Source organism: Tardiphaga sp. 285_C5_N1_2 (assembly GCF_052076065.1).
GTDB classification, from domain to species: Bacteria; Pseudomonadota; Alphaproteobacteria; order Rhizobiales; family Xanthobacteraceae; genus Tardiphaga; species Tardiphaga robiniae.
This window is the reverse complement of sequence record NZ_CP197241.1, coordinates 1,679,474-1,702,533: the sequence shown is the minus strand read 5'-3', so window position 1 is coordinate 1,702,533 and position 23,060 is coordinate 1,679,474. Positions and strand designations below refer to the sequence as shown.

The window sequence follows — 23,060 nt, the reverse complement described above, 5'->3', positions numbered from 1 at the left end:
CTCCCCCAAGCGAAGCGCAGTGGGGAGGGAAAAGATCAGCGCCTGTTACGACGCCTTGCCGCTCATGTAGTTGGGCAGCCAGCTCTCATGCGCATGTACGAGTGCCTTGATATCGACAGCGCGTTCACCGGCAATCGCCACCGCGTGGCCGCCGGTCTTGCCGATCTGCACGCAGGGCACGCCAACATTCTTCAGTTTCGACAGCACCGTCAGCAACTGATCTTCCGCGACAGTCACGATGTAACGCGCCTGATCCTCGCCGAACCACCAGGCATGCGGCACCGTCGATGATGGCGCGGCATCGAGCTTGGCGCCGATGCCGGAGGCCATCGCCATTTCGGTGAGTGCCACCAGCAAGCCGCCATCGGCAATGTCATGCACGGCGGTCGCGGTGCCTGCATGGATCATGCCGCGGACCACGTCGCCGTTGCGCTTCTCAGTGGCGAGGTCGACTGGCGGCGGAGCGCCCTCTTCCTTGCCGCAGATGTCGCGCAGATAGACCGACTGGCCGAGCCAGCCCTTGGTTTCGCCGATCAGCAGGATCGCTTCGCCCGGCGCCTTGAACGCCAGCGTCGCCGACTTCGTGAAATCGTCGAGCACGCCGACGCCGCCGATCGACGGGGTCGGCAGGATGCCGCGGCCGTTGGTCTCGTTGTAGAGCGAGACATTGCCGGAGACGATCGGGAAGTCGAGCGCGATGCAGGCTTCCGCGATGCCCTTCAGGCAGCCAACGAGCTGGCCCATGATTTCCGGCCGCTCCGGATTGCCGAAGTTGAGGTTGTCGGTGACTGCCAGCGGCTTGCCGCCGACAGCCGTGATGTTGCGCCAGGCTTCGGCGACGGCCTGCTTGCCGCCTTCGACCGGATCGGCCTCGCAATAGCGCGGCGTGACGTCGACGGACATCGCAAGGCCCTTGGGGCCGTCCTCGATGCGCACCACCGCGGCGTCGCCGCCGGGGCGCTGCACGGTGTTGCCGAGAATGACGTGGTCATACTGCTCCCACACCCAGCGCTTCGAGCACAGTTCGGGCGTGCCGATCAGCTTCTCCAGTGCATCCGGGACCGACGACGGCGCGGCGATATCGCGCGCATGGATCACCGGCAGCGCCGGCGACGGCACATGCGGACGATCGTAGAGTGGCGCTTCGTCGCCGAGCTCCTTGATCGGCAGATCGGCCATCACCTTGCCGCCATGCTTCACGACGAAGCGCAGCGTTGGCGTGGTGTAGCCGACGATGGCGAAGTCGAGGCCCCACTTCCGGAAAATATCCTCGGCCTGCTTTTCCTTCTCGGGCTTCAGCACCATGAGCATGCGCTCCTGGCTCTCCGAGAGCATCATCTCGTAGGCGGTCATGCCCTCTTCGCGGGTCGGCACCGCATCGAGATTGAGTTCGACGCCGAGGTCGCCCTTGGCGCCCATTTCGACAGCAGAGCATGTGAGACCCGCCGCGCCCATGTCCTGGATCGCGATCACGCAATCCGCGGCCATGATTTCGAGGCAGGCTTCCAGCAGCAGTTTTTCGGCGAAGGGATCGCCGACCTGCACGGTCGGGCGCTTCTCCTCGGAATCCTCGTCGAATTCGGCCGAGGCCATCGACGCGCCGTGAATGCCGTCGCGGCCTGTCTTGGAGCCGAGATAGACGATCGGCATGTTCACGCCGGACGCCGCAGCGAGGAAGATCTTGTCGGCATCCGCGAGACCGACGGCCATCGCGTTGACGAGGTTGTTGCCGTCGTAGCGGGTGTGGAAACGCGTCTGGCCGCCGACGGTGGGCACGCCGAACGAATTGCCGTAGCCGCCGACGCCGGCGACGACGCCCGATACGAGGTGGCGGGTCTTCGGATGCTCCGGCGCGCCGAATGACAGCGCGTTCAAACAGGCGATCGGGCGTGCGCCCATGGTGAAGACGTCGCGCAGGATGCCGCCGACACCCGTGGTCGCACCCTGATAAGGCTCGATATAGCTCGGGTGGTTGTGGCTCTCCATCTTGAACACGATGGCCTGGTTGTCACCGATATCGATGACGCCGGCATTCTCGCCCGGCCCCTGCAGCACCCACGGCGCCTTGGTCGGCAGCCCCTTCAGATGGATGCGCGAGGATTTGTACGAGCAATGCTCGTTCCACATGGCCGAGAAGATGCCGAGCTCGGTGAAAGTCGGCTCGCGCCCGATCAGCTTGAGAATGCGCTCATACTCGTCGGGCTTGAGGCCGTGGGAAGCGACGAGTTCGGGAGTGATCTTTGGCTCGGTCATGGGGTCTCTTGGCTCTGTAAGGCTTCTTCATAGGGAGATCGGAGCATGCGGAAAAGGCCTATTCCGGCCCGTTCCCCGCATGTCCCAAGCTTTGCCCGGGCAATGCCCGAACTGCTCGAAAAACAGCCTGCATAAGGCCCTGCGCCGGCGCCGGATTGCGCCCGCCGGATGGATCGGATTTAACACTTTTCGCAGCCAATCCAAGGAGTTCAGACCGTGAATGTGCCCGCCGATGCCACCATCCCGTTCCACGCCGACGCCTATACCGCGACGGAGGGGGAATTTGCGGGCTGGACCACCTGGAAGCGGGATTCCTTCGAATCGGTCTCCGGCCCGTTCTGGCACAAGGTCGAGGCCGACGGCTCCGTCCGCTGCGCCTTCCGGGTCGAGAAAAAGCACCTCAACGGCATGAAAAACGTCCATGGCGGCTGCTTCATGACCTTCGCCGATTATTGCCTGTTCGCGCTGGCCTCCCGCGAGCTGCAGGGCCCCGGCATCACCGTCTCGTTCGGCTGCGAATTCCTCGATGCGGCCCGCGAAGGCGAGCTGGTCGAATGCCACGGCGAAATGACCCGGATCGGCGGCTCATTGATCTTCCTGCGCGGAATCCTGAAAGCCGGCGAACGTTCGCTGTTGACCTTCTCGGGCACCATCAAGCGCGTGAAGAAGCGCCCGAAGCCGGCAGCTATCGCGGCGGAGTAACCGGGCGTCAATTGGCGGGCATGGGCGCACCCTGCTAGGTTCGTCGACAACACATGTGGGCCCGAACATGCTGAGTTCATTCGAACGGCTACGTCATCCGGCAAACGCAGATCTCCTGATCGCCGCGGACGACGAGCACGCGGCTGTCGCCGGTTGCGGCGATTACGCCATGCCGTGGCACTGGCATGATTGCCTGATGTTCATCCTGCCGAGCCGCGGGACGATCGAGCTGAAGCACGAAGCCGGCCGCGAAGGCACGTGGCTGTCGCAGGACCGGTTCGCGATCGTTCCGCCGAACCAGGCGCATGAGACACGCGCGGGTATCGGTGCACATAGCCATGTCGCGATCTACGCAACTGGCTCGGTCCTGAAGCGCCTCGAAAGAGAGAACGGCTCGCTGAGCGAATTCCGCCGCAGGACATCAACGACCCGGCTGTTTCGCCGGTCAGACAGACTGCGCGCCCTGCAGGCGCTGCTGGTCGGGGATGGCAGGCACGCCTATGGCAATGCCCATGTCCGGCACGGACTGTCCTCTGCCCTGCTCGTTCAGTGCATCGCCGAGGCTCTGACCGGCGATGCCGTATCCAGTGCCTCGCATCGCGAACACGGCATGACATTGGTCGCGGAGCTGAGGGACTATCTCACCCTTCATGCCGACCGGGATGTTCCGCTCGACGCCCTGGAAGAACGGTTCGGCGTTTCGCGGCGTCATATCACCCGATTGTTCCGGGTGGGGACCGGCGCGTCGATCGGCGAATTCCAGCAACGTGTCCGCCTCGACAATGCAAGCGAGCTGTTGAAGGCAACCGATCTCCCGATCGGCGAGATCGCGCTCCGCGTCGGCTTCGACAGCGGTGCGGCGCTGGCCCATGCGATGCGCCGGGCAGACGGCCAATCGCCAAGCGAAGTTCGCAAGCGCATGGCCCGGCCGATCAAAATCTAGGGCCCGCTGCAACGCGCGTCGCAGCAACACCCCCCGTAGCTTCGCACCGGTGAATTCCGTGCAGCGCTGGCTGACGTGCAGTGCGAACGCGCGAGGCTGCTAGAGGGTGCAAACATGATGACGACATCTCCCGAACCGCAGGTTCGATTTGTCAGTGTCTTTGCGGCAGGTCCGCAGGGCGGCAATCCCGCCCCGATCGTCGTCGATGCTGCCGGCATGAGTGATGCGGAGATGCAGCAGGTCGCGCGTACCTACGGTCACGAGAGCGGGTTTGTATTGCCGCCTCCGCCGGGCTCCGATTGCGATTTCGAATTTCGCTTCTGGGTGCCCAATCATGAGATGTCCATGTGCGGACACGCCACCGTCGGCGCGACATGGCTGCTTCAGCGGCTCGGCCGGCTGCAGCGCGATCGGATCACGATCCTGACGAAGAGCGGCCGCGTCCATGCGCGGATCGGCCAATCAGACGAACAGGATATCTCGGTCGAGGTCTCGCAGCCTGCAGGGATCGTCGAGCCGCTTCCCGATACGCCCCGAAGCGTCGATGACATTCTCGACGTCCTCGGCATCAGCGCCGATTGCCTCGCGCCCTTCCCGATCCAGAATGCACGCACCAGCCGGGTCAAGACCCTCATTCCTTTGAAGAGTGTGTCCATCCTCGACGGCCTGAAACCTGACTTCTCGCGGATGGAGCGGCTGTGCAACAGCATCAACTCCACCGGCCTGTACCCCTACGCCGTGTCCGACCAAGCCGCCCAGATTATCGACGCCCGGCAATTCCCGAGCTCTTCGGGATATCCGGAAGATGCTGCGACGGGGATCGCGGCTTCCGCTTTGTCCTTCGGTCTCCTCACGAACCAGATGGTGGATGTGTCGGAGCGCCAGATCACCATCCGCCAGGGGCGCGCGATGAATCGCCCGTCGGAGATCAAGGTGCGTTTCAGCTTCGACGACGGCGATCTCAACGGCTGCTGGCTCGGCGGCGCGGTTCAGCCGACCGAATGCGAGAAGATTGCGTTATGACGAGCAAGGGACAGCCCTCGGCTTTCGAAGCCGACTATGGCTTTGCGCGAAGCGACGTTCGTCTCGATAACTGGCGTCAGGCGCCCTGGAATGTCTGGGCATTCCGTCACGTGCCCGAACTCATTCCGACAGCACGCATCGCAGCGACGCCGGGACTGATCGAGGATCCACCTGTCGATCCCGCAGACTTGTTCAGGCAGACATTCGCTGTCGGTGGAGAAACAGCTGGTGTCGTAGATGTGCTGCGCCGGACCTCGACCGATGCCCTCGTCGTGATGAAATCCGGCCGTATCGTTGCGGATTACCATGCACCGAATTTCACGGCGCAATCGCGGCACATTCTGTTCTCCGCGAGCAAGTCGGTGACATCGATCGTCGCGGGAATTCTATACAGCGACGGCCTGATCGATTTCGACGAGACCGTCTCGCATTACGTACCGGAGCTGAAATCCTCGGCTTTCGCAGATGCGCGGATGCGCGATGTTCTCGACATGCAGGTGAGCCTGGATTTCGAGGAAACCTATCAGGATCCGCGCGGCGACTTTGCCAGGTATCGTCGCGCCGGCCTGCTCGAACCCACCAAGCCCGGAGACACGCCGGACTCGCTCATCGCCTTTCTGGCTTCCTTGCAAAAGGGCACCGGCGATCACGGGGGTCCCTTCCACTACTGCTCGCCGAATTCGGATGTGCTGGGTCTGGTGATCGAACGCGTCTCGGGCCAGCGTTTCGCGGACTTTGCCGCCGCGCGTTTGTGGCAACCGCTCGGCGCGCGGCAGGATGCCTATATCACCGTCGATGCGATCGGCAGCGCCCGGACCGGCGGCGGCTTTTGCATGACCCCGCGCGACCTCGCCCGCATCGGCGAGATGATGCGGCAGGGCGGCATGGCCAACGGCCGCCGGATCGTCGCGCAGGACTGGGTGTCGGATACGATCACGAACGGCTCTGCCGAGGCCTGGCGCGCGGGCAAGTTCGTCGAATGGTTGCCTGAAGGCCGCTATCGCAACAAATGGTACCAGACCGGCAACGCAAGCGGCGCGTTCTTCGCGCTCGGCATTCACGGGCAATATCTCTATGTGAATCCGCGCGCCGAACTGGTCGTGGCAAAATTCTCGTCGCAACCGGAGCCGGTGGACAACGACCTGAAACGGCTCAACCTCGCGCTGTTCGATACGCTTGCGAGATTGTACTGATGAAGCTGCTGTGTGAGCCGCCCGTCTCGCCGGAATACTGCGTTAGCGAAGGTCGGCCCCGCGCCTAGCTGTCGTCCGAACGAACCGACGAAGGATGCCGGCACAAAGGCGTCACGCTGACGCGCATGAAGGGGAAGAGCGGCAATGTCGACAGAATATCGTGCAGCGCCTCATTGCTCGCCACATCGAAGATGCTGACATTGGCGTAACGTCCGGCAACCCGCCAGAGATGACGCCACTCGCCTGTCTTCTGCAGTTCCTGCGCGCGTTCACGCTCGGTCTTTTTCAGTTGCTCGACCACCTCGGGGGCGAGACCCGGCGGGATCTGAACGTCCATTTCCACCTGAAAAAGCATCGATCAAGCTCCTGTTGTTGTGCCGGCCGGTTGAACGCGCGGCGCGTAACCATCGCGGCGGAAGAATGCGACACGGTCCATGTCCAGCTCGACGCCGATGCCGGGCGCCGTCGGCACCTGCAACACGAAGTCGCCGTAACGCAGGGGCGTCGCGAGGATTTCCTCGGTCAGAAGCAGCGGGCCGAACAATTCAGTGCCCCATGCGAGCTTCGGCAGCACGGAGAAAACCTGGGCCGACGCTGCGGTGCCGACACCGCCTTCCAGCATGGTGCCGCCATACAGGCCGAGACCCGCGGCATCGCCGATCGCAGCCATCTTCACGGCATCGTACAGACCGCCGGCCTGATTGATCTTCAGGGCGAACACGTCCGCGGCACCGCGCGCCGCGATGTCGAAGGCATCCGTCGTGCCGTGCAGCGCCTCGTCAGCCATGATGGGTACGGCATAGCGGCCGGCAAGGCGGGCCTGAGCCCCGCGATTGTCGCGCGACAAAGGCTGCTCGATGAGGTCCGCGCCGGCCGCCTCCAAGGCGGGAATGCCACGCCGTGCCTCGGGCTCGCTCCAGGCCTGGTTCACGTCGACCCGCACGCTGGCACGATCCCCGAGGGCGCGCTTGATCGCCGCCACATGCGCCACGTCATCGTCCACGGACCGCAGGCCGATCTTCAGCTTGAAGATATTGTGGCGGCGCGCATCGAGCATCCGCTCGGCTTCCTCGATATCGCGCGCGGTGTCGCCGCTGGCCAGCGTCCATGCCACCGGCAAGGTGTCGTGCTGGCGCCCGCCCAGCAGCTCCGACACCGGCAGGCCCAGGCGCTTGCCGAGCGCGTCCAGCAGCGCGGTCTCGACCGCGCATTTGGCGAAGCGGTTGCCTTTGACGCGCCGTTTCACGTCGGCCATGAGCGCGGCGACGCGTGAGGCATCCATGCCGATGATGGCCGGAGCGATATAGGTGTCGACAGTCAGCTTGATGCCCTCGGGGCTCTCCTCGCCGTAGCTGAGGCCGCCGATGGTCGTGCCCTCGCCGATTCCGACCGTTCCGTCGGAGCAGCGGATGATGACCAGAACCAGGGTCTGGCTGTTCATCGTATGCATCGACAATCGATGGGGGCGGATTGTCGGCACATCGACCAGGATGGTCTCGACCTGGTTGACGCGGACTGCCACGCTGGTGCTCATGAGGGGCATCTTCCTGTTGTCCATGGATGGGGCCTTGAACAGATCGCCGCTACCTTCCCGGCGACCCGTCGCTTTGCCATCTGCCGCTGCGCTACTTCTTGATGAGCGGGCAGCGTGACGCCGATAGCGGCTGGAACGCGTCGTCGCCGGACACGGTCGCGAGCAGCTTGTAGTCGTCCCAGCGCGCTTTCGATTCCGACGGCTTCTTCACTTCGAACAGGTACATGTCGTGCACCATGCGGCCGTCCTCGCGGATCCGGCCGTTCTTCGCGAACATGTCGTTGATCGGCGTGTCCTTCATGACCTTCATCACGGCCGCGGAATCGGTGGTGCCTGCCTTCTTCACCGCGTTCAGGTAGGTCGTGACGGACGAATAGACGCCGGCCTGCGCCGAGGTCGGCGCGCGCTTGGTCCGCTCCATGAAACGCTTCGCGAAGGCGCGCGTTTCGTCGTTGAGATCCCAATAGAACGCCTCGGCCAGCAACAGGCCCTGCGCGGTCTCAAGTCCAACGCTGTCGATGTCGGAAATGAAGGCCAGCAAGGGCGACAGCTTCTGCCCGGACTGGGTCAGGCCGAACTCGGCGGCCTGCTTGATCGCATTGATGGTATCGCCGCCCGCATTGGCGAGGCCGATCACGCTGGCCTTGGTGCTCTGCGCCTGGAGCAAAAACGACGAGAAATCCGAGGTGTTGATCGGGTGCTTCACACTGCCGACAACCTTGCCGCCCGCCTTGGTGACGATGTTCGAGGTGTCGCGCTCCAGCTCCTGGCCGAATGCGTAGTCGGCCGTGAGGAAGAACCAGCTATTGAGGCCGCGCTTCACCGTGGCGAGGCCGGTGACGCTGGCCAGCGCGTAGGTGTCATAGGTGTAGTGGACGATGTAGGGACCGCACGCCTCGTTGGTCAGCCTGACCGCGCCGGGACCATTGAACATGATGATCTTGCCGCGCGTCCTGGCCATTTCCGCCGCAGCCAGCGCCGTGGCAGAGCCAGCCACGTCGACGATCGCCTCGACATTCTGGTTGTCGAACATTTCACGGGTGAAATTCGCGGCCAGGTCGGATTTGTTGAGATGGTCGGCGACCACGATCTGGACCTTGCGCCCGAGAACCTCACCGCCGAAATCCTCAACGGCCATCTTGGCTGCGGTCTCGCTGCCCGGCCCCGTAATGTCGGCAAAGAGGCCGGACATATCGAGGACGGCCCCCAGTTTCAGCGGCGCGGTGTTCTGCGCCATGGCGGCCGAAGTGGTGACGAGCATGACGGATGCCGTCAGGCCTGAAAGTAGCTTCTTCACATCATTCTCCATCAGCGCTCTCATCCTGAGCGCGCGTCTCTTGCTTGATATTCGTCAGTGATTGATCGCCGTATGTGTCAGGCGTCTGTCGTCACTGGCTGCCGCGAATGCCTGCCGTCTCGACGATCTGCTTCCACTTGGCGCTTTCCTGCGCCAGATGCGCAGCAAGTTCCTGGGGCGACGACGCGATGACGCGCCCGCTGACATCGGCGAAACGCTTCTGCACATCCGGATCCGCCAGAACCTTGCGGATATCGCCGCTGATGCGCTCCGCCAGCGCCGGCGGCATCTGGCCCGGACCAAAAATGGCCCACCAGTTGGCGAGCTCGAAGCCCGGCAGCCCGGATTCGCTGATCGTCGGCACGTCAGGCAGTGCGGCGATGCGCTCCCTCGTGGTGACGGCAATGGCGCGGAGGCTGCCGCCCTGCACCTGCGGAAGCGCCGTCGAGGCGTTGTCGAACATCAGGTCGATCCGGCCGGCCATCAGATCTGTCAGGGCCGGCGACGAGCCACGATAGGGAACGTGGGTCATCTCGACATTGGCCTTTTGCCGGAACACTTCCGCCGCCAGATGCAGAGAAGAACCGACGCCGGCAGAGCCATAGGTGGCGCCGCCCGATGCCGCCTTTTCTTTCGCAAAGGCGATCAGATCCTTGATGTTCTTGATCGGCGATGAGGGCGGCACAAGCACCACGTTCGGCGTTTCGAGCGCCAGCGTCAGCGGTGTCAGATCCTTCACAGGATCGTAGGGCATCGACTTGAAAAGCCAGGGATTGACGGCCACGGCGATCGACGCAAGCACCAGCGTGTAACCATCGGGCGCGCTCTTGGCGGCAGCGTTGATGCCGATATTCGATCCGGCCCCGCCCCTGTTTTCGACGACGACCTGCTGGCCCCAGGTCTGGCTCAGCTTTTCCGCGATCGTGCGGCCGATGATGTCGGCGGCACCGCCGGCGGCGAAGGGAACGATCAGCTGGACCGGCTTGGTCGGATAGTCCTGCGCCGTCGCACGGTTTGCGCCCAGGGCGATACAGCAAGCCGCCACCGCGGCGTGGGTCGCCCGGGCAAGTAAGGTGCGTCGTGACAGCATGAAAGAGCCTCCCAGTCGGTTCTTATGTTTCGACGGCCGCACAAAAGCGTGCCGGCCAGGTCCGATATTGACAAACACTGGCACGGGACGCGTGATAGGCCAACGCAGTCAAAACTATAGATGCGATAGAAGATTGTAATCGGCTATGGATCCCAGACGTCTCGGCTATTTTCTGGCAATCGCGACCCACAAGCGCATGGCGAAGGCTGCGGAAGCCCTCGGCGTCGCCCAGCCAACGCTGTCGCAGCAGATACGCGCCCTCGAGCAGGATCTCGGGACCGTTCTGTTCAACCGGACGCCCCAGGGCATGCAACTGACCGAGACAGGACATGCACTGCGCGAGCATGCACAACGCCTGATGGTTCAGACCGAAGCGGCGCGCACGGCAATCGCCGAGCTGGAGGGCGGCATGGCCGGCACGCTGCGTGTCGGCGTCATCTACACCTACAGCACGACATTCCTGCCGAAGATCATCGGCAGCTTCGGCGAGAAATATCCTGAGGTTCGGCTCAGCGTGGAGGTCGGCTCCGCAAACGATGTCGAGCAACGCATCCTGTCCGGAGATCTCGATCTCGCGATTGCTTTCGCGCCGCCCCAGCACGCGGAGTTGGGCGTCGACCTGTTGTTCGAGGAGCGGCTCGTCCTGGTGCTTGCGAAGTCGCAAAATCAATCACGACAACAGTCGATCACGCTGCAGGCGCTCGCCCAACGTCCGTTGGCACTTTTGACCCCCGCCTTTGCGACCCGCCGCATTCTCGACCAGTCGCTGCCACCGGATACAAAACTCGATGTGCGCGTCGAGATGAACTCGGTCGAGGCCCTGATCGAACTCGCGAAATCGGGAGGGCTCCCGACGGTTCTTGCCGACCGAAGCCTGAACGCCCGAAAGGACCTTGCGATCATTCCGATCGGGCCTCCGTGGATACGCCGTTCCGGAGCCTTGCTGTGGGATGCCCATCGCTACCAGACGGCAGCCGCACGCGCTTTCATGGCGATCGCCCGCAAGACGACCAAAAACGCACAGACCACGCGCGCGTCATAGCGAACAATCGTGGACATCGGCATTATCAGAGGAGCCCTGGCTGACGGCACCGCGCGCGTCGATGCGATCAGGCTGCTCAGCGTCCCAAGCGCGTAATGGCCTGGAACGACCTACCACCAGCCGGTTTGCGGCTGGCGTTGATACGGCGCGACCCTGCGGCGAGCCTGGACGGGCGCGGGATCCGCATTCCAGCGCTGGAAGAACGAGCCAAAGCCATCGCCATCCGCATCGTCGCTGCTCGCCATGAGATCGGCAGGCGGCGTCGGTTTGCGCGTGATGAAGCCCCCTTGCGGCTGGTTGCTGAGCACCACGACAAATTCGGTGCGATAGTTGGTTTCGCTGCTCAGCGGCTCGTCGGAAATAACGATCGACGACCGCGGCAGTGCAGTCGCGGCGATCCGGTCGAGCACTTCCTGCGGAATGGTGATGCGGTCGAGGGCGGCCTTCGCGCTATCGCCTTCGTCGATCGAGACGGCGCTCCAGCGCAGGCCTGCGTCGTTCCGCGCCATCGCCGTGAACACATGCGTGCCGATCGGCTTGCCGGGGTCGCGGATGGTGATGGGAACTTCGATGCTTGAATCGAACACTTCTCCGCCGCCGTCCGGCGCCGGCTTGTGCGTATTGCGCCGAACGTAAAGCATCTGCGTCTCGCGGCTGATATAGATCGAGACCGGCTCAAGCGCGAGTTTCGCATCGCTCGCTGCCTTGGCGGCGGCAACCTTTTTGGTCTCGGCGGCCTTTGCGGCGTCCTTTGCGGCGGCGGCAGCATCGAGCTTGGACGTCGTATCGGTCTTTGCGGTTTCGAATTGCGCGCCGAGTTCCGCGGCCCTGGCAGCAGCCTTTTGCTTCAATTCCTCGGCCCGCGCCTTGGCCTCGTCGGTCTTTGCCGCAACGACGGCCTTGTCGGCGGATGCAAGCTCGACATCGGCGCGCGCCTTCAGCGATTGCAGCTTGCGCAGGGCTGCCGGCAGCGGCTTCGTCTCGCGCGCTGACGTCGCTGCGAGTTTCTTCGTCGCGTCCGCGGCAGCAGCGGCCTCCGCAGCCTCGCGGGCGAGCACCTCGACACGGCCCGGAGCAGCGGCGATGGCTTCCGCTTTCGGCATCAGAAGCGCCGGATGGGAGAACTCGACGGGCGCCGCGTCATTCGGCGAGATGATCACCCGCATCCCGATCCGCGTCTTGTCGAACAACCTGTCCGCGAAGCCGTAGGGCATCCGCACGCAGCCGTGCGATGCGGCATAGCCGGGCAGCGGCCCGCCATGCAGTGCGACGCCGTTCCATGTGATCCGCTGCATGTTCGGCATGGCAGCATCGTCATACATGTTGGAGCGATGGTCCTTGTTCTTCTCGAGAACGGCAAAGACGCCTGCCGGCGTCTCACGGCCGGACACCCCGGTCGAGACCGGCGCGCGCGTGATCCAGCCATCGGCGTCGTAGAACGTGACCTGCTGGCTCTTGATCGACACGATCGCCATCATCGGCTCGCCTGCTTCGCGCGGGGCGGTCGCCTCGACGACGCGGGCGGGACGCGCCTGCTTTGCGGCGGCTCCGGCCGCCGGAGCGGCCACCGCAACCATTGCTGCCAACACCACGACGGGAGATATCCAGTGCCGCATCCCGACCTTGGGTTGCGCCGTCGCCAATCGATTTGCCATTCAGTGCCCCGGTCAAATGCCTTCCGATCGCGAATCGTACGGGCGTTTGATTGCGATTGTATCAATTCGCCGCCGCTTCGCTTGCCCGATGTCTCGTTGACGCGGCGAGCGCGGCGAAAGTTCATTCGTAGCCGACAAACGGCGCCGAACAAAGGTGGCTCACTGCCACACCCGGCACGTGGTCGACTGCGAAATCTGGACAAAACGGCGGTTGGGGCCGGAGTTCAAAATGAGCCCAATGCGGAGCCCATGGCAATCACGGCGGCAAGAGCGACAACCGAGCTCACGATGCCGACCATCACAATGTCGAAATAACTTTGGCGGTGTGTCAGGCCGCAGATCGCGAGCAGGCTGACGACCGCACCATTGTGAGGGAGAATATCCAGGGTGCCGGAGCCGATCACAGCTACGCGGTGCAGCAACCCGGGATCGATCCCTTCCCGCGTGGCAACGTCCATATAGATCTGACCGAGTGCATCAAGCGCGATCGTCAGTCCGCCGGATGCCGAACCTGTCAACGCGGCGAGCAGGTTCGTGGAAACGGCCAACGACACCAGCGGCCCACCCTTAATGCCCAGCGCCCAGTCCCGCACCATGTCAAATGCAGGCAGCGATGCGATGACAGCGCCAAAGCCAACGAGGCTCGCGACAGTCAGCGCTGGCAGCACCGATGCATTGGCCCCGGCATCCATCGTCTGTCGCAGCGCAGGCAGTCGCGTCCAGTTGCAGATGACGACTGTCGCGGTCGCGCCTACGAGCGCGACGACAACCGACCACACGCCGGCAACGGCAGATAGCGACGTGCTGCCCCAGCGCTGCTCTGCCAGGAAGGAGACATCAAGCCGGGGCAGAACAAGGAGCGACATCACGAGATTGACGACGACAACGACAACCAGGGGAAGAATGGCATTAACGATAGGCACGTCCGCTTCGCTGCGATGCCCGTGGGATATTTCGGCCGGATCGAATTCGCGCGCCGTCGTAGCACGCCCGCGCAAGCGCTCGTCGTCGGCAGCGGCGCTGGTCGCGATCGACAATTCTTCGCCATAACCTTCATTCGCTTGTCGTGCCGCCTTCTCGGCGCGGAGCAACCACCACAGTCCAATACCCAGCATGATCAATGACGCGATCATGCCGAGGCCCGGCGCCGCGAAGGGCGTGGTGCCAAAGAAGGGCATGGGTATCGCATTCTGGATCGATGGTGTGCCCGGCAAGGCTGACATGGTGAAAGTGGACGTTCCAAGAATCACCGTCGCGGGCACGAGGCGGCGCGGAATCTCCGCCGCGCGAAACAGCGACTGGGCCATCGGAACGATCACAAAAAATGCGACGAAAAGGCTGACGCCGCCATAGGTGACCAATGCCCCCGAGAGCACCACGGCGAGGATGACCCGGCGCTCGCCAAGGCGGCGGGTGATGAAGTTCGCGACCGCGGTGACTGCGCCGCTGTCGTCCATCAGCTTCCCGAATACGGCGCCGAGCAGAAAGATGGGAAAGAACTGAGCCAGAAACTGGGCTGCGCTGCCCATGAAGGTCTGCGTCCAATTGGCAAGCAATGGCTCTCTGCCAAAAGCCGACGCAACCAGTGCGGAGAGCGGAGCAAGCAGGAGAACACTCCAGCCCCGGAAAGCCAGCCAGATGAGAAGACCAAGCCCGACGAGAATGCCGAGAAGCCCCATGACGTCAGCACTCCGCCAACAGGATGTCGAGATCGGCCGTCGAGCGCTCGCCAAGATCGGCGCCGTGCGCGTCGAGAAAGTCGCCGGCCGCTTGCCGCCCCTCGTCGCGCAGCTTGGATAGGAAGGCCCATTCGGCGTTGAGCTTGGATGACGCAGCGAAAGTCGCGAGCAGATCGCTCTTGATCCGGTGCGTCTTCATGTGAGCCCAACGGGCGCCCTCCCCGGTGCCGGGATCCGCCACCTGACGAAGCAGCGCAATCATTCGCAGCTCCTTTGCCAGCGGCGAGTTGAATGAAATTTCATTGAGACGATTGAGAATGTCCGCAGCCGTGCGCGGCTCCTCCAGTCGCTCGGTCGGATTGATCTGCACGACGATCGTGTCCTGCGCATCTGTCTCGCGAACAAGCGGCGTGATCGTGGGATTGCCCGCATAGCCCCCGTCCCAATAGGCTTCGCCTTCAATCTCGATCGCGCGGAACATCGTTGGCAGGCACGCCGACGCAAGCAGCACATCCGCGGTGATCTCGGCGTTACGGAAAATTCGCCCGCGACCTGTTCGTACCCGCGTGGCCGTTACGAAGAGCTTGATCGGCGCACCGGCAAGACGCTCGAAATCAATGCTCTCGGCCAGTATTTCGCGCAGCGGATTGTAACCGAGCGGATTGAGATCATAAGGCGACAGGACTCGCGACATCAGATCGGCGAAGAGATAGGCCGGAGAAGTGTCGAGCGACCAGCGTCCCATGAGGCGATCGAGGGGGGAGCGTTGAAACGGACTGAAGGCCGCGGCACGCGAGACGCGCCGCCAGTATTCGTCCAGAGCCTCGCGTGCTCCGTCGGCACCGCCGGCGGTCCAACCGTCCGCCAGAACGGCAGCGTTCATCGCTCCTGCCGATGTTCCGGATATGCCGGCAATTTGCAACCACGGCTCCTCAAGCAGCCGATCGAGGACACCCCACGTGAATGCGCCATGCGAGCCTCCGCCCTGGAGCGCCAAATCCACGAGTACCTGCCTTCGGTTCATCATGCAGCTTCTCCAACTGCCGAGACACGCTGGTAGCCAACCGTCGAGCACTTCAGAAACCACGCGCCGCAATAGACGTGGCCATAGCGACTTGGAAATTCCGCTTCAGGTCGCCTTCGACCGAGCCCTGCGACCTCTGCGTGCTATTTGATGCCCACCTCGCTCCAAAAGCAACCGGCCGGGGCCTGGCCGGAAACATCGCGCTGGATCCGACAATCGCACGCGGCGACCTGCAGAGGGACTTTAGTAAATATCAGGGGAAAATATCAGGCCATCGCCCCGTAATGAGACAATGGGCGGTGCCAAAATGTGAAGGCGCGACAATGAAGCGCCTTCGGACATCGGACGACTACGGCGTCAGGAGCTTGTTGTACTTCGCCACATCACGCGTCACCAATTGCTGCAGCACCTCCGGTGCATGCTCGTTGGCGTCGGGCGCCACGGTCGACAGATCCTGGAAACGCTTTTTCACCAGATCGCTTTCAACCGACGAGCGAGCAGCAGCGTTCAGCTTGGCGATGATCTCTGGCGGTGTCCCCTTCGGCGCGAACAGGCCATTCCAGCCCTGCGCCTCGAAGTCGGGCAGCCCTGCTTCTGCCGAGGTCGGCAGCTCGGGCAGCGTCGCCAGCCGCACGGTCGAGCCGACCACGATGCCCTTCACGAGCTTGTCGTCGATGGCCTGCGAGACGGAGGCTGCGGAATCGCAAACGCCGTCGATCTGCCCGCCGATGGCATCGGTGAGCGCGGGCGCCGCGCCGCGATAGCCGACCAGCGTGACGTCGATGCCGGCGGCCTGCACGAAGCTCTTGCAGATCAGGTAATTCGATGAGCCGATCCCGGCATGGCCGAGATTGACCTTGCCCGGATTGGCTTTGGCATAGGCGATGAAGCCCTTGAGATCGTCAGCCGGGAAATCCTTGCGCAGCGCCACGACGCCGAAGGTCTTGGCCACCATGCCGATGGAGGCAAAGGAGTCCGGCGTGAAGGACAGTTTCGGATAGATCGTGTAGGTCGCCGCACTGGTGCCGGCATTGCCGATGGCGATGGTGTAGCCATCGGGCGCAGACCGCGCGGCACGGGCCAGCGCCGTGGAGCCGCCGGCGCCAACGACGTTCTCGATGATGATGGTCTGGCCCAGCGGCACTGCCATCTGCTCGGCCACCGCACGCGCGATGACGTCCGACGTACCGCCGGCCGCGAAAGGCACGATCATGGTGATGGGGCGTTTGGGATAATCATCGGCAGATGCCGAGACGCTCGTAGCCAGCACGAGCGCAAGCGTTGCGGCGAGCTTCGACAGCCGCGCCACAGAGGCGATCACGCAGCGCGCCCCAGATGCTCGACAAGACCAGCAAACAACCCGCGGCCGTCGGTGCAGCCCATGATGTCTTCGACGTGATTTTCCGGATGCGGCATCATGCCGAGCACGTTGCCCTTCTCGCTGACGATGCCGGCAATCGACGCAGCAGCGCCGTTGATGTTGTGCAGATCGCCAACCTCGCCCGTCGGCGAGCAATAGCGATAGAGCACGCGCCCATCGCCTTCGAGGCGCTTCAGCGTTTCAGCATCGGCGGTGTAGTTACCCTCGCCGTGGGCGATCGGCACGCGGATCACCTGACCGGCATTGTAGCCACGGGTAAACGCCGTGTCGGAACGCTCGACGCGCAGATGCACGTCGTGGCAGAGGAATTTCAGCTTGGCATTGCGCATCAGGATGCCCGGCAGCAGGCCAGACTCGCACAGGATCTGGAAGCCATTGCAGACGCCCATCACCAGGCCGCCATCGGTCGCAAACTTGCGGACCGCGTCCATCACCGGCGAGCGTGCCGCGATGGCGCCGCAGCGCAGATAGTCACCATAGGAGAAGCCGCCGGGGACGACGACGAGATCGGTGCCCTTGGGCAGCGCGGTCTCGGCGTGCCAGACCATCGTGGACTCCTGCCCCGATGCCAGCTTGAGCGCCCGCGCCATGTCGCGTTCGCGGTTGATTCCGGGGAAGACGAGAACGGCGGATTTCATAGCGATAACCTGGCTCAGAGCACTTCGACGCGATAGTTTTCGATCACCGTATTCGCCAGCAGCTTGTCGGCTGCGGCTTTCAGCGCTTCCTCGGCTTTCGCCTTGTCGGCGCCATTCAGTTCGATGTCGAACACCTTGCCCTGCCGCACAGAGGCAATGCCATCGACGCCGAGCGATTTCAGCGCGCCTTCGATGGCCTTGCCCTGCGGGTCAAGGATGCCGTTCTTCAGGGTAACAGTTACGCGGGCTTTCACGTCTTGATCCTCAGCTCTTGACCAGTACCGGGCCGGTGCCCATCGGGCGTTCGTTTTCGGAGAGAATGCCGAGACGCTTGGCGACCTCGGTATAGGCCTCCAGCACGCCGCCGAGATCCCTGCGGAAACGATCCTTGTCCAGCTTCTCGTTCGACTTGATATCCCACAGCCGGCATGAGTCGGGCGAGATCTCGTCGGCGACGATGATGCGCATCATGTCGTTTTCGAACAGGCGGCCGCATTCCATCTTGAAATCGACGAGACGGATGCCGATGCCCAGGAAAAGACCCGTGAGGAAGTCGTTGACGCGGATGGCGAGCGCCATGATGTCATCGATTTCCTGCGGGGTGGCCCAGCCGAACGCCGTGATGTGCTCTTCCGACACCATCGGGTCGTTGAGCTGGTCGTTCTTGTAATAGAACTCGATGATCGAGCGCGGCAGCTGGGTGCCCTCCTCGATGCCGAGGCGCTGCGACAGCGAACCCGCCGCCACGTTACGGACCACGACTTCCAGCGGCACGATCTCGACTTCGCGAATCAGCTGCTCGCGCATGTTGAGCCGGCGGATGAAATGGGTCGGCACGCCGATGTCGTTCAGATGCTGGAACAGGTATTCCGAAATCCGGTTATTGAGGACGCCCTTGCCCTCGATCACCTGGTGTTTCTTGGCATTGAACGCGGTCGCGTCGTCCTTGAAGTGCTGAATCAGGGTACCGGGCTCCGGGCCTTCATACAGGACCTTGCCCTTGCCTTCATAAATGCGACGTCGACGGCTCATGGGGATGTACCGGGTGTTGTTGAAATCCATGGATGTGGTGTGCTCCGAATAACGGGATCGACCCACGACGGAGCTGCCGTGAAGGCCAGGAACGGGAAGAAACAGAACGAGAACCGGGCCTGCAGGCAACCTACCCGATCGGCCCTGCCAGTACAATCGACCCGGCCCGCCCAGTGGGGGTTTACCCCAACCTCGCGCAAGCCTGGTCCGATAAGCCTCGCCCGATACCGTCTTGCCTGCGACCTTGCGGCCGATTGTTCCAACGGTATCTCGACCTTATTTAAGCTCCGAACCGGCGTTTACAACGTCGTCCTGACCGCCCAACAACCCCGACGGGAACTTTAACCATGTCATCATTCGACAAGCGCGGCGAAGCCTTCGAGAACAAGTATGCGCTCGACGAAAGCCAGAAGTTCAAGGCCGAGGCCCGCCGCAACAAGCTGCTGGGCCTGTGGGTCGCCGAACAGCTCGGCAAGTCCGGCGACGAGGCCGCCGCCTATGCCAAGGAAGTCGTCGCAGCCGATTTCGAGGAAGCCGGCGACGGCGACGTGGTGCGCAAGGTGCTCGCCGATCTGACCGCCAAGGGCATCGCGATCACCGAGCCGCAGCTCCGCGTGAAGATGGATCAGCTGACCGCTGAGGCCGTCGCGCAGGTGAAGGCGGGAACCTAATCTCCACAGCTTCGAGTTGCAACGAAACGTCTCGCCGCAACTCGCGACGCTTCATAGAGAGCCGCACATCGTATGATGGCGCGGCTCTTGTCTTTTGAAACGTTCCAGGCTCGCAGAGCCTGACTCAAGATTCCGAATTGCGATGTGCAAATTCTGAAACGGAGTCACAGCGTGCCGATGGCGCTCACACGCGCGTGCTACAAATTGCTCAAAATGCACGTCGATTGTTCAATCGTGTCGCGGCTCACCTTGCGACTGCATCACCGAAGACACACAGGCTCGCCAATCTCGTCGCTTTAGAGCGATTCAACCTCCCATTCGAAGTTTTCATTCAAAGCTACTGCTAGATCGCCTGCGCATGTTTCTCAAACGCGAAGGCGACACAACGTGACGACGGACAACCATTGCAATCTCAACAGCAACGCACGCAGCATCTTCAAGTTGCGCCGCGCGTATTGGTTGATCGGCGCGACGTTCCTGCTCGGCGATTATGTGACCGGGGCCTCGATCGCCAATGCACAGACGAATACGACGCTGCCGCCGGTCACCGTCGAATCGCCGACACAGGCGCGCCGGCCCGCACGTGCTGCGAGCGCCACGCCGAGCCGGGCGCGAGCTGTCGCCGCACGCCGCAATGCCACGCCGCCGCCCGCCCCGCCGACACCGACCGAGCGCGCTATCGCTGCCGCCGCCGCGAAATACGAACAGATCCTCGGCTATCGCGCGATGCCGAATGCGACGACGCTGCGCGGCGCGACGTCGCCGCTCAACACGTCGCAGGTCGTCAACGTCGTGCCGCAGCAGGTGATCAGCGACCAGCGTCCGCGCAATCTCGATGACGCGCTGGTCAACATCAGCGGCATCACCCAGACCAATACGCTGGCCGGCACGCAGGACGCCGTGATCCGTCGCGGTTTCGGCGACAACCGCGACGGCTCGATCATGCGCAACGGCATGCCGATCGTGCAGGGCCGCTCGTTCAATCCTGCTGTTGAAAGTATCGAAGTGCTGAAGGGACCGGCGTCGCTGCTCTACGGCATCATGGATCCCGGCGGCATCGTCAACACCATCAGCAAGCGGCCGGAATTGTATCAGCACGGCGAGGTGACGCTGGAAGGCGCGACCTATGGTTCGCGCAGCGGGGCCAATGCGACCATTGATATCACCGGACCGCTCGGCAAGGATGGCCTCGCCTATCGTTTCGTCGGCTATGGCATCAACGAGGATTACTGGCGGAACTTCGGCACCCGCAAGGAGACGCTCTACGCGCCGTCGCTGGCCTGGTATGGCGACACGACCACGGTTCAGATCAACTACGAACATCGCGACTTTTATTCGCCGTTCGATCGCGGCACGGCCTTCAACAGCGTGACGAAGGCGCCGTTCGCCATTCCGGCGACACGCCGCATCGACGAGCCCTATAACAGCATGTGGGGCACGTCGGATCTCATCCAGGCCTCGGTGGATCAAAAGATCAACGAGGACTGGAAGGTCTATGCGGGCTATAGCTACAACGTCGAAACCTATAATGCTGCGCAGTTGCGCAATACGGTGGTCAACCCGACCACTGGCATCGCGACACGCAGCAATGACGGCACCTACGGCGCACTGACGTCCTCCAGCTTCGGCACCGCCTATATACAGGGCGGATTCTGGATCGGCGGCATGCGCAACGAAGTGCTGTTCGGCGGCGATGCCCAGTATCGCGTGATCTACCGCAAGGATCTGGTCCGGCAGGGGGCTGCGAATTTCAACATCTTCAATCCGGTTTATGATCGACAATTGCCCGGCACCACCGTTGTCGCTACCGACAGCGATCAGACCGACAAGCTCAGCACGCAGTCCTTGTTCTTCCAGGACACGCTGCATCTGACCAATCGGGTCGCCGTGGTCGGCGGCGTGCGTTACATGACATTCGACCAGCTGGCGGGACGCGGGCGCAATCCGTTCATCGCCAATACGGACCTGTCCGGCAACAAGGCGCTGCCGCTCGGCGGCGTGATCCTGAAGGTCACCGACGAAGTCTCGCTCTATGCCAGCTACACGGAATCGCTGAAGCCGAATTCGACCATCGCTCCCAACGGCGCGGTCTTCGACTCGCAGACGAAGCCCGAGGAAGGCGTGTCGTGGGAGACCGGCATCAAGTTCGATATCAACAAGCGCCTGTCAGGCACGGTCGCGCTGTACGACATTGACAAAAAGAACGTGATGCTGTCGCAATACAATACGGTCACCACGACCAACGAGGCACGCACCGCGGCTGCAGCGCGCTCACGCGGTGTCGAAGTCGACGTTACCGGCAAGCTGACTGACAGCTGGAGCATGATCGCCAGCTATGCCTATACCGATGCGATCTTGACGCAGGATTCGCAATACACCGGAAACCACCTGCAGAATGTCGCCCTGAACACCGGGTCGCTGTATCTCGTCTATGATTTCGGCACGATGCTGCCGGGTCGTCTGCGCGTCGGCGCCGGTGCACATTATGTCGGCGATCGTCCCGGCGATGCTGCAAACAGCTTCGTGTTGCCGTCTTACACGGTGGCGGACGCCTTTGCGACCTACGAGACGAAATACCAGACTCTGCCCGTGATCTATCAATTCAACATCAAGAACATCTTCGACAAGGTCTACTATCCATCGGCAGTGAGCCTTCCCAACGTTGCCCTGGGCGATGCACGCCGGTTCTCGCTGGCAGCGACGGTGAAGTTCTGAGGCAACAGAATGCGACCATCGCGACGACGCAACGTTCGGGCACTACCGCTGGCTCTGACGCTTGCGTCGTCGCTCCTCCTCTTCGGCATGGCCACAAGCCGCGCCGAAGAGATCAACCTCTATTCGACGCGTGAACCGCAGCTCGTCGAACCGGTCGTCGCATCCTTCACGGCGGCGACCGGGATCACGGTCAAGCTCACTTACATCGAGGACAATCTCGTCACGCGCATGAAGGTCGAGGGCGACGCCTCCCCCGCCGACGTGCTGACGACCATCGGCCTCGACAAGACCTCGCAATTCGCCGCGAATGATCTGTCGCAACCGACCACCTCTGCCCTGCTCCACAAGGCAATCCCGCCGCAGCTGCGCGGCAGGGAATGGATCAGCCTGTCGGTGCGTCCGCGCGTGGTGATGGTACGGAATGACTCACCGCAAGGCGCGATCCGCTATGAGGATCTCGCCGATCCCCGCTTTCGCGGCCAGCTCTGCATCCGCTCGCCGTTGCACCAGAACAATGTCGCGCTGATATCGGCCTATCTCGTGCATCACGGTGCGGACGCCACCGAGGCGTGGCTGCGCGGCATCAAGGCCAATCTCGCACATGCGCCGGAAGGCAAGGACAACGATGTCATCCGCCAGCTTGCGGAAGGTCGCTGCAGTATCGGCATCGCCAATACCGTGGCGCTGGCACAATTGCGCGACGGCCGCGAAGGCGCGGAGTGGACGGCCTGGGCGAATAAAGTGAAGACGGTGCCGACGACATTCGAGCGCCGCGGCACGCATGTGAACCTCACCGGTGCGGCGCTGGCGAAACATGCGCCGCATCGCGCCGCCGCGCTGAAGTTCCTGGAATTTCTGGTGACACCGCCCGCGCAGAAACTCTATGCCGCGGCTGAGCTGGAATATCCGGTGACGGCAGGTGCCGAGAGCGCCCCGCTGGTTGCGGCGATGGGAGCGTTTTCGAGCGATACGCTTGATATCGATGCGATCTCTGCAAGTCAGAAGGCGGCGATTGCACTGATCAAGAAGGTTGGCTTCGAAAAGTAAGGCCAAAGCGTGCCGTGATCTTACCCTCCCCCTTGCGGGGAGGGTGGCCGGCCCAATTCTTTCTTATTGGGCCGGTCGGGTGGGGGTGCCACAAACTCCGCCCTAGTGTGGGCACCCCCACCCCGGCTCACTTCGTTCGCC

At 62.9% G+C, this 23,060-nt stretch carries 20 protein-coding genes; 8 read left to right on the top strand and 12 right to left on the bottom strand.

The features are described 5' to 3' along the window. Positions 1-45: 45 nt before the first annotated feature. Positions 46-2,253: a phosphoribosylformylglycinamidine synthase subunit PurL gene (gene purL / locus AB7951_RS07905; RefSeq protein WP_093756478.1), complete on the bottom strand. Its 2,208-nt coding sequence runs from the start codon at positions 2,251-2,253 to the stop codon at positions 46-48. A gap of 222 nt (positions 2,254-2,475) precedes the next feature. Here purL and AB7951_RS07900 point away from each other — a divergent pair, with 222 nt between their 5' ends. The 4 genes from AB7951_RS07900 (at position 2,476) to AB7951_RS07885 (ending at position 6,114) form a co-directional block, all read left to right on the top strand. Beyond that, positions 2,476-2,955, top strand: a complete 480-nt coding sequence (locus tag AB7951_RS07900; RefSeq protein ID WP_371419948.1) for a PaaI family thioesterase — start codon at positions 2,476-2,478, stop codon at positions 2,953-2,955. A gap of 67 nt (positions 2,956-3,022) precedes the next feature. Next, positions 3,023-3,898, top strand: coding sequence for a helix-turn-helix domain-containing protein (locus tag AB7951_RS07895; protein WP_120292764.1), 876 nt, complete (start codon positions 3,023-3,025; stop codon positions 3,896-3,898). A gap of 114 nt (positions 3,899-4,012) precedes the next feature. After that, on the top strand, positions 4,013-4,921 hold the full coding sequence (locus tag AB7951_RS07890) for a PhzF family phenazine biosynthesis protein (RefSeq protein WP_309948794.1): 909 nt from the start codon (positions 4,013-4,015) through the stop codon (positions 4,919-4,921). Next, positions 4,918-6,114 (top strand): serine hydrolase domain-containing protein, encoded by a 1,197-nt coding sequence (locus tag AB7951_RS07885; RefSeq protein WP_120292766.1) that lies wholly within the window; start codon positions 4,918-4,920, stop codon positions 6,112-6,114. Before AB7951_RS07890 ends, AB7951_RS07885 begins: the two co-directional genes overlap by 4 nt. Before the next feature lie 64 nt (positions 6,115-6,178). Here AB7951_RS07885 and catC read toward each other — a convergent pair whose 3' ends face one another. The 4 genes from catC to AB7951_RS07865 form a co-directional block, all read right to left on the bottom strand. Beyond that, complete coding sequence (catC, locus tag AB7951_RS07880) at positions 6,179-6,469, bottom strand: muconolactone Delta-isomerase (RefSeq protein WP_093756482.1); 291 nt, start codon at positions 6,467-6,469, stop codon at positions 6,179-6,181. A gap of 3 nt (positions 6,470-6,472) precedes the next feature. Further along, complete coding sequence (locus tag AB7951_RS07875; RefSeq protein ID WP_120292898.1) at positions 6,473-7,648, bottom strand: muconate/chloromuconate family cycloisomerase; 1,176 nt, start codon at positions 7,646-7,648, stop codon at positions 6,473-6,475. A gap of 91 nt (positions 7,649-7,739) precedes the next feature. Beyond that, a complete protein-coding gene (locus AB7951_RS07870) occupies positions 7,740-8,945 on the bottom strand; it encodes an ABC transporter substrate-binding protein (RefSeq protein ID WP_120292900.1) in 1,206 nt (401 codons plus the stop codon). Between the two features lie 91 nt (positions 8,946-9,036). After that, entirely contained in the window at positions 9,037-10,035 is a 999-nt protein-coding gene (locus AB7951_RS07865; RefSeq protein ID WP_120292768.1) for a tripartite tricarboxylate transporter substrate binding protein, read from the bottom strand. A 145-nt stretch (positions 10,036-10,180) separates the two neighbouring features. Between AB7951_RS07865 and AB7951_RS07860 the strand changes: the two genes are divergently transcribed. Continuing rightward, a complete protein-coding gene (locus AB7951_RS07860; protein WP_439061770.1) occupies positions 10,181-11,077 on the top strand; it encodes a LysR substrate-binding domain-containing protein in 897 nt (298 codons plus the stop codon). Positions 11,078-11,187: 110 nt separating this feature from the next. Here AB7951_RS07860 and AB7951_RS07855 read toward each other — a convergent pair whose 3' ends face one another. The 7 genes from AB7951_RS07855 to purC form a co-directional block, all read right to left on the bottom strand. Then, positions 11,188-12,732, bottom strand: coding sequence for a L,D-transpeptidase (locus tag AB7951_RS07855; RefSeq protein ID WP_120292772.1), 1,545 nt, complete (start codon positions 12,730-12,732; stop codon positions 11,188-11,190). A gap of 224 nt (positions 12,733-12,956) precedes the next feature. Next, positions 12,957-14,411 carry a GntT/GntP/DsdX family permease gene (locus tag AB7951_RS07850; RefSeq protein ID WP_120292774.1) on the bottom strand — a complete coding sequence of 485 codons (1,455 nt, stop codon included), beginning with the start codon at positions 14,409-14,411 and terminating at the stop codon, positions 12,957-12,959. A gap of 4 nt (positions 14,412-14,415) precedes the next feature. Continuing rightward, positions 14,416-15,435, bottom strand: a complete 1,020-nt coding sequence (locus AB7951_RS07845) for a patatin-like phospholipase family protein (RefSeq protein ID WP_120292902.1) — start codon at positions 15,433-15,435, stop codon at positions 14,416-14,418. 349 nt (positions 15,436-15,784) lie between these two features. Continuing rightward, positions 15,785-16,756, bottom strand: coding sequence for a tripartite tricarboxylate transporter substrate-binding protein (locus tag AB7951_RS07840; RefSeq protein WP_120292776.1), 972 nt, complete (start codon positions 16,754-16,756; stop codon positions 15,785-15,787). Beyond that, positions 16,753-17,454: a phosphoribosylformylglycinamidine synthase subunit PurQ gene (purQ, locus tag AB7951_RS07835; protein ID WP_441255729.1), complete on the bottom strand. Its 702-nt coding sequence runs from the start codon at positions 17,452-17,454 to the stop codon at positions 16,753-16,755. The genes AB7951_RS07840 and purQ overlap by 4 nt, the downstream gene beginning before the upstream one ends. Before the next feature lie 14 nt (positions 17,455-17,468). Beyond that, positions 17,469-17,708: a phosphoribosylformylglycinamidine synthase subunit PurS gene (purS, locus tag AB7951_RS07830; protein ID WP_089265033.1), complete on the bottom strand. Its 240-nt coding sequence runs from the start codon at positions 17,706-17,708 to the stop codon at positions 17,469-17,471. A 10-nt stretch (positions 17,709-17,718) separates the two neighbouring features. After that, positions 17,719-18,486 carry a phosphoribosylaminoimidazolesuccinocarboxamide synthase gene (gene purC / locus AB7951_RS07825; protein ID WP_170849540.1) on the bottom strand — a complete coding sequence of 256 codons (768 nt, stop codon included), beginning with the start codon at positions 18,484-18,486 and terminating at the stop codon, positions 17,719-17,721. Positions 18,487-18,833: 347 nt separating this feature from the next. Between purC and AB7951_RS07820 the strand changes: the two genes are divergently transcribed. The 3 genes from AB7951_RS07820 to AB7951_RS07810 all read left to right on the top strand — a co-directional run bounded on the left by AB7951_RS07820 (position 18,834) and on the right by AB7951_RS07810 (position 22,919). After that, on the top strand, positions 18,834-19,157 hold the full coding sequence (locus AB7951_RS07820; RefSeq protein ID WP_093756490.1) for a DUF1476 domain-containing protein: 324 nt from the start codon (positions 18,834-18,836) through the stop codon (positions 19,155-19,157). Positions 19,158-19,544: 387 nt separating this feature from the next. Then, on the top strand, positions 19,545-21,872 hold the full coding sequence (locus AB7951_RS07815; protein WP_439061771.1) for a TonB-dependent siderophore receptor: 2,328 nt from the start codon (positions 19,545-19,547) through the stop codon (positions 21,870-21,872). 9 nt (positions 21,873-21,881) lie between these two features. Next, positions 21,882-22,919 (top strand): extracellular solute-binding protein, encoded by a 1,038-nt coding sequence (locus AB7951_RS07810; RefSeq protein ID WP_439061772.1) that lies wholly within the window; start codon positions 21,882-21,884, stop codon positions 22,917-22,919. Positions 22,920-23,060: the final 141 nt, after the last annotated feature.

Bases quoted from the DNA above. Each gene is read 5' to 3' on its own strand.
- purL (WP_093756478.1), bottom strand. From the start codon at position 2,253: ATGACCGAGCCAAAGATCACTCCCGAACTCGTCGCTTCCCACGGCCTC.
- AB7951_RS07895 (WP_120292764.1), top strand. From the start codon at position 3,023: ATGCTGAGTTCATTCGAACGGCTACGTCATCCGGCAAACGCAGATCTC.
- AB7951_RS07890 (WP_309948794.1), top strand. From the start codon at position 4,013: ATGATGACGACATCTCCCGAACCGCAGGTTCGATTTGTCAGTGTCTTT.
- AB7951_RS07885 (WP_120292766.1), top strand. From the start codon at position 4,918: ATGACGAGCAAGGGACAGCCCTCGGCTTTCGAAGCCGACTATGGCTTT.
- catC (WP_093756482.1), bottom strand. From the start codon at position 6,469: ATGCTTTTTCAGGTGGAAATGGACGTTCAGATCCCGCCGGGTCTCGCC.
- AB7951_RS07875 (WP_120292898.1), bottom strand. From the start codon at position 7,648: ATGAGCACCAGCGTGGCAGTCCGCGTCAACCAGGTCGAGACCATCCTG.
- AB7951_RS07865 (WP_120292768.1), bottom strand. From the start codon at position 10,035: ATGCTGTCACGACGCACCTTACTTGCCCGGGCGACCCACGCCGCGGTG.
- AB7951_RS07860 (WP_439061770.1), top strand. From the start codon at position 10,181: ATGGATCCCAGACGTCTCGGCTATTTTCTGGCAATCGCGACCCACAAG.
- AB7951_RS07855 (WP_120292772.1), bottom strand. From the start codon at position 12,732: ATGGCAAATCGATTGGCGACGGCGCAACCCAAGGTCGGGATGCGGCAC.
- AB7951_RS07850 (WP_120292774.1), bottom strand. From the start codon at position 14,411: ATGGGGCTTCTCGGCATTCTCGTCGGGCTTGGTCTTCTCATCTGGCTG.
- AB7951_RS07845 (WP_120292902.1), bottom strand. From the start codon at position 15,435: ATGAACCGAAGGCAGGTACTCGTGGATTTGGCGCTCCAGGGCGGAGGC.
- purQ (WP_441255729.1), bottom strand. From the start codon at position 17,454: ATGAAATCCGCCGTTCTCGTCTTCCCCGGAATCAACCGCGAACGCGAC.
- purC (WP_170849540.1), bottom strand. From the start codon at position 18,486: ATGAGCCGTCGACGTCGCATTTATGAAGGCAAGGGCAAGGTCCTGTAT.
- AB7951_RS07820 (WP_093756490.1), top strand. From the start codon at position 18,834: ATGTCATCATTCGACAAGCGCGGCGAAGCCTTCGAGAACAAGTATGCG.
- AB7951_RS07810 (WP_439061772.1), top strand. From the start codon at position 21,882: ATGCGACCATCGCGACGACGCAACGTTCGGGCACTACCGCTGGCTCTG.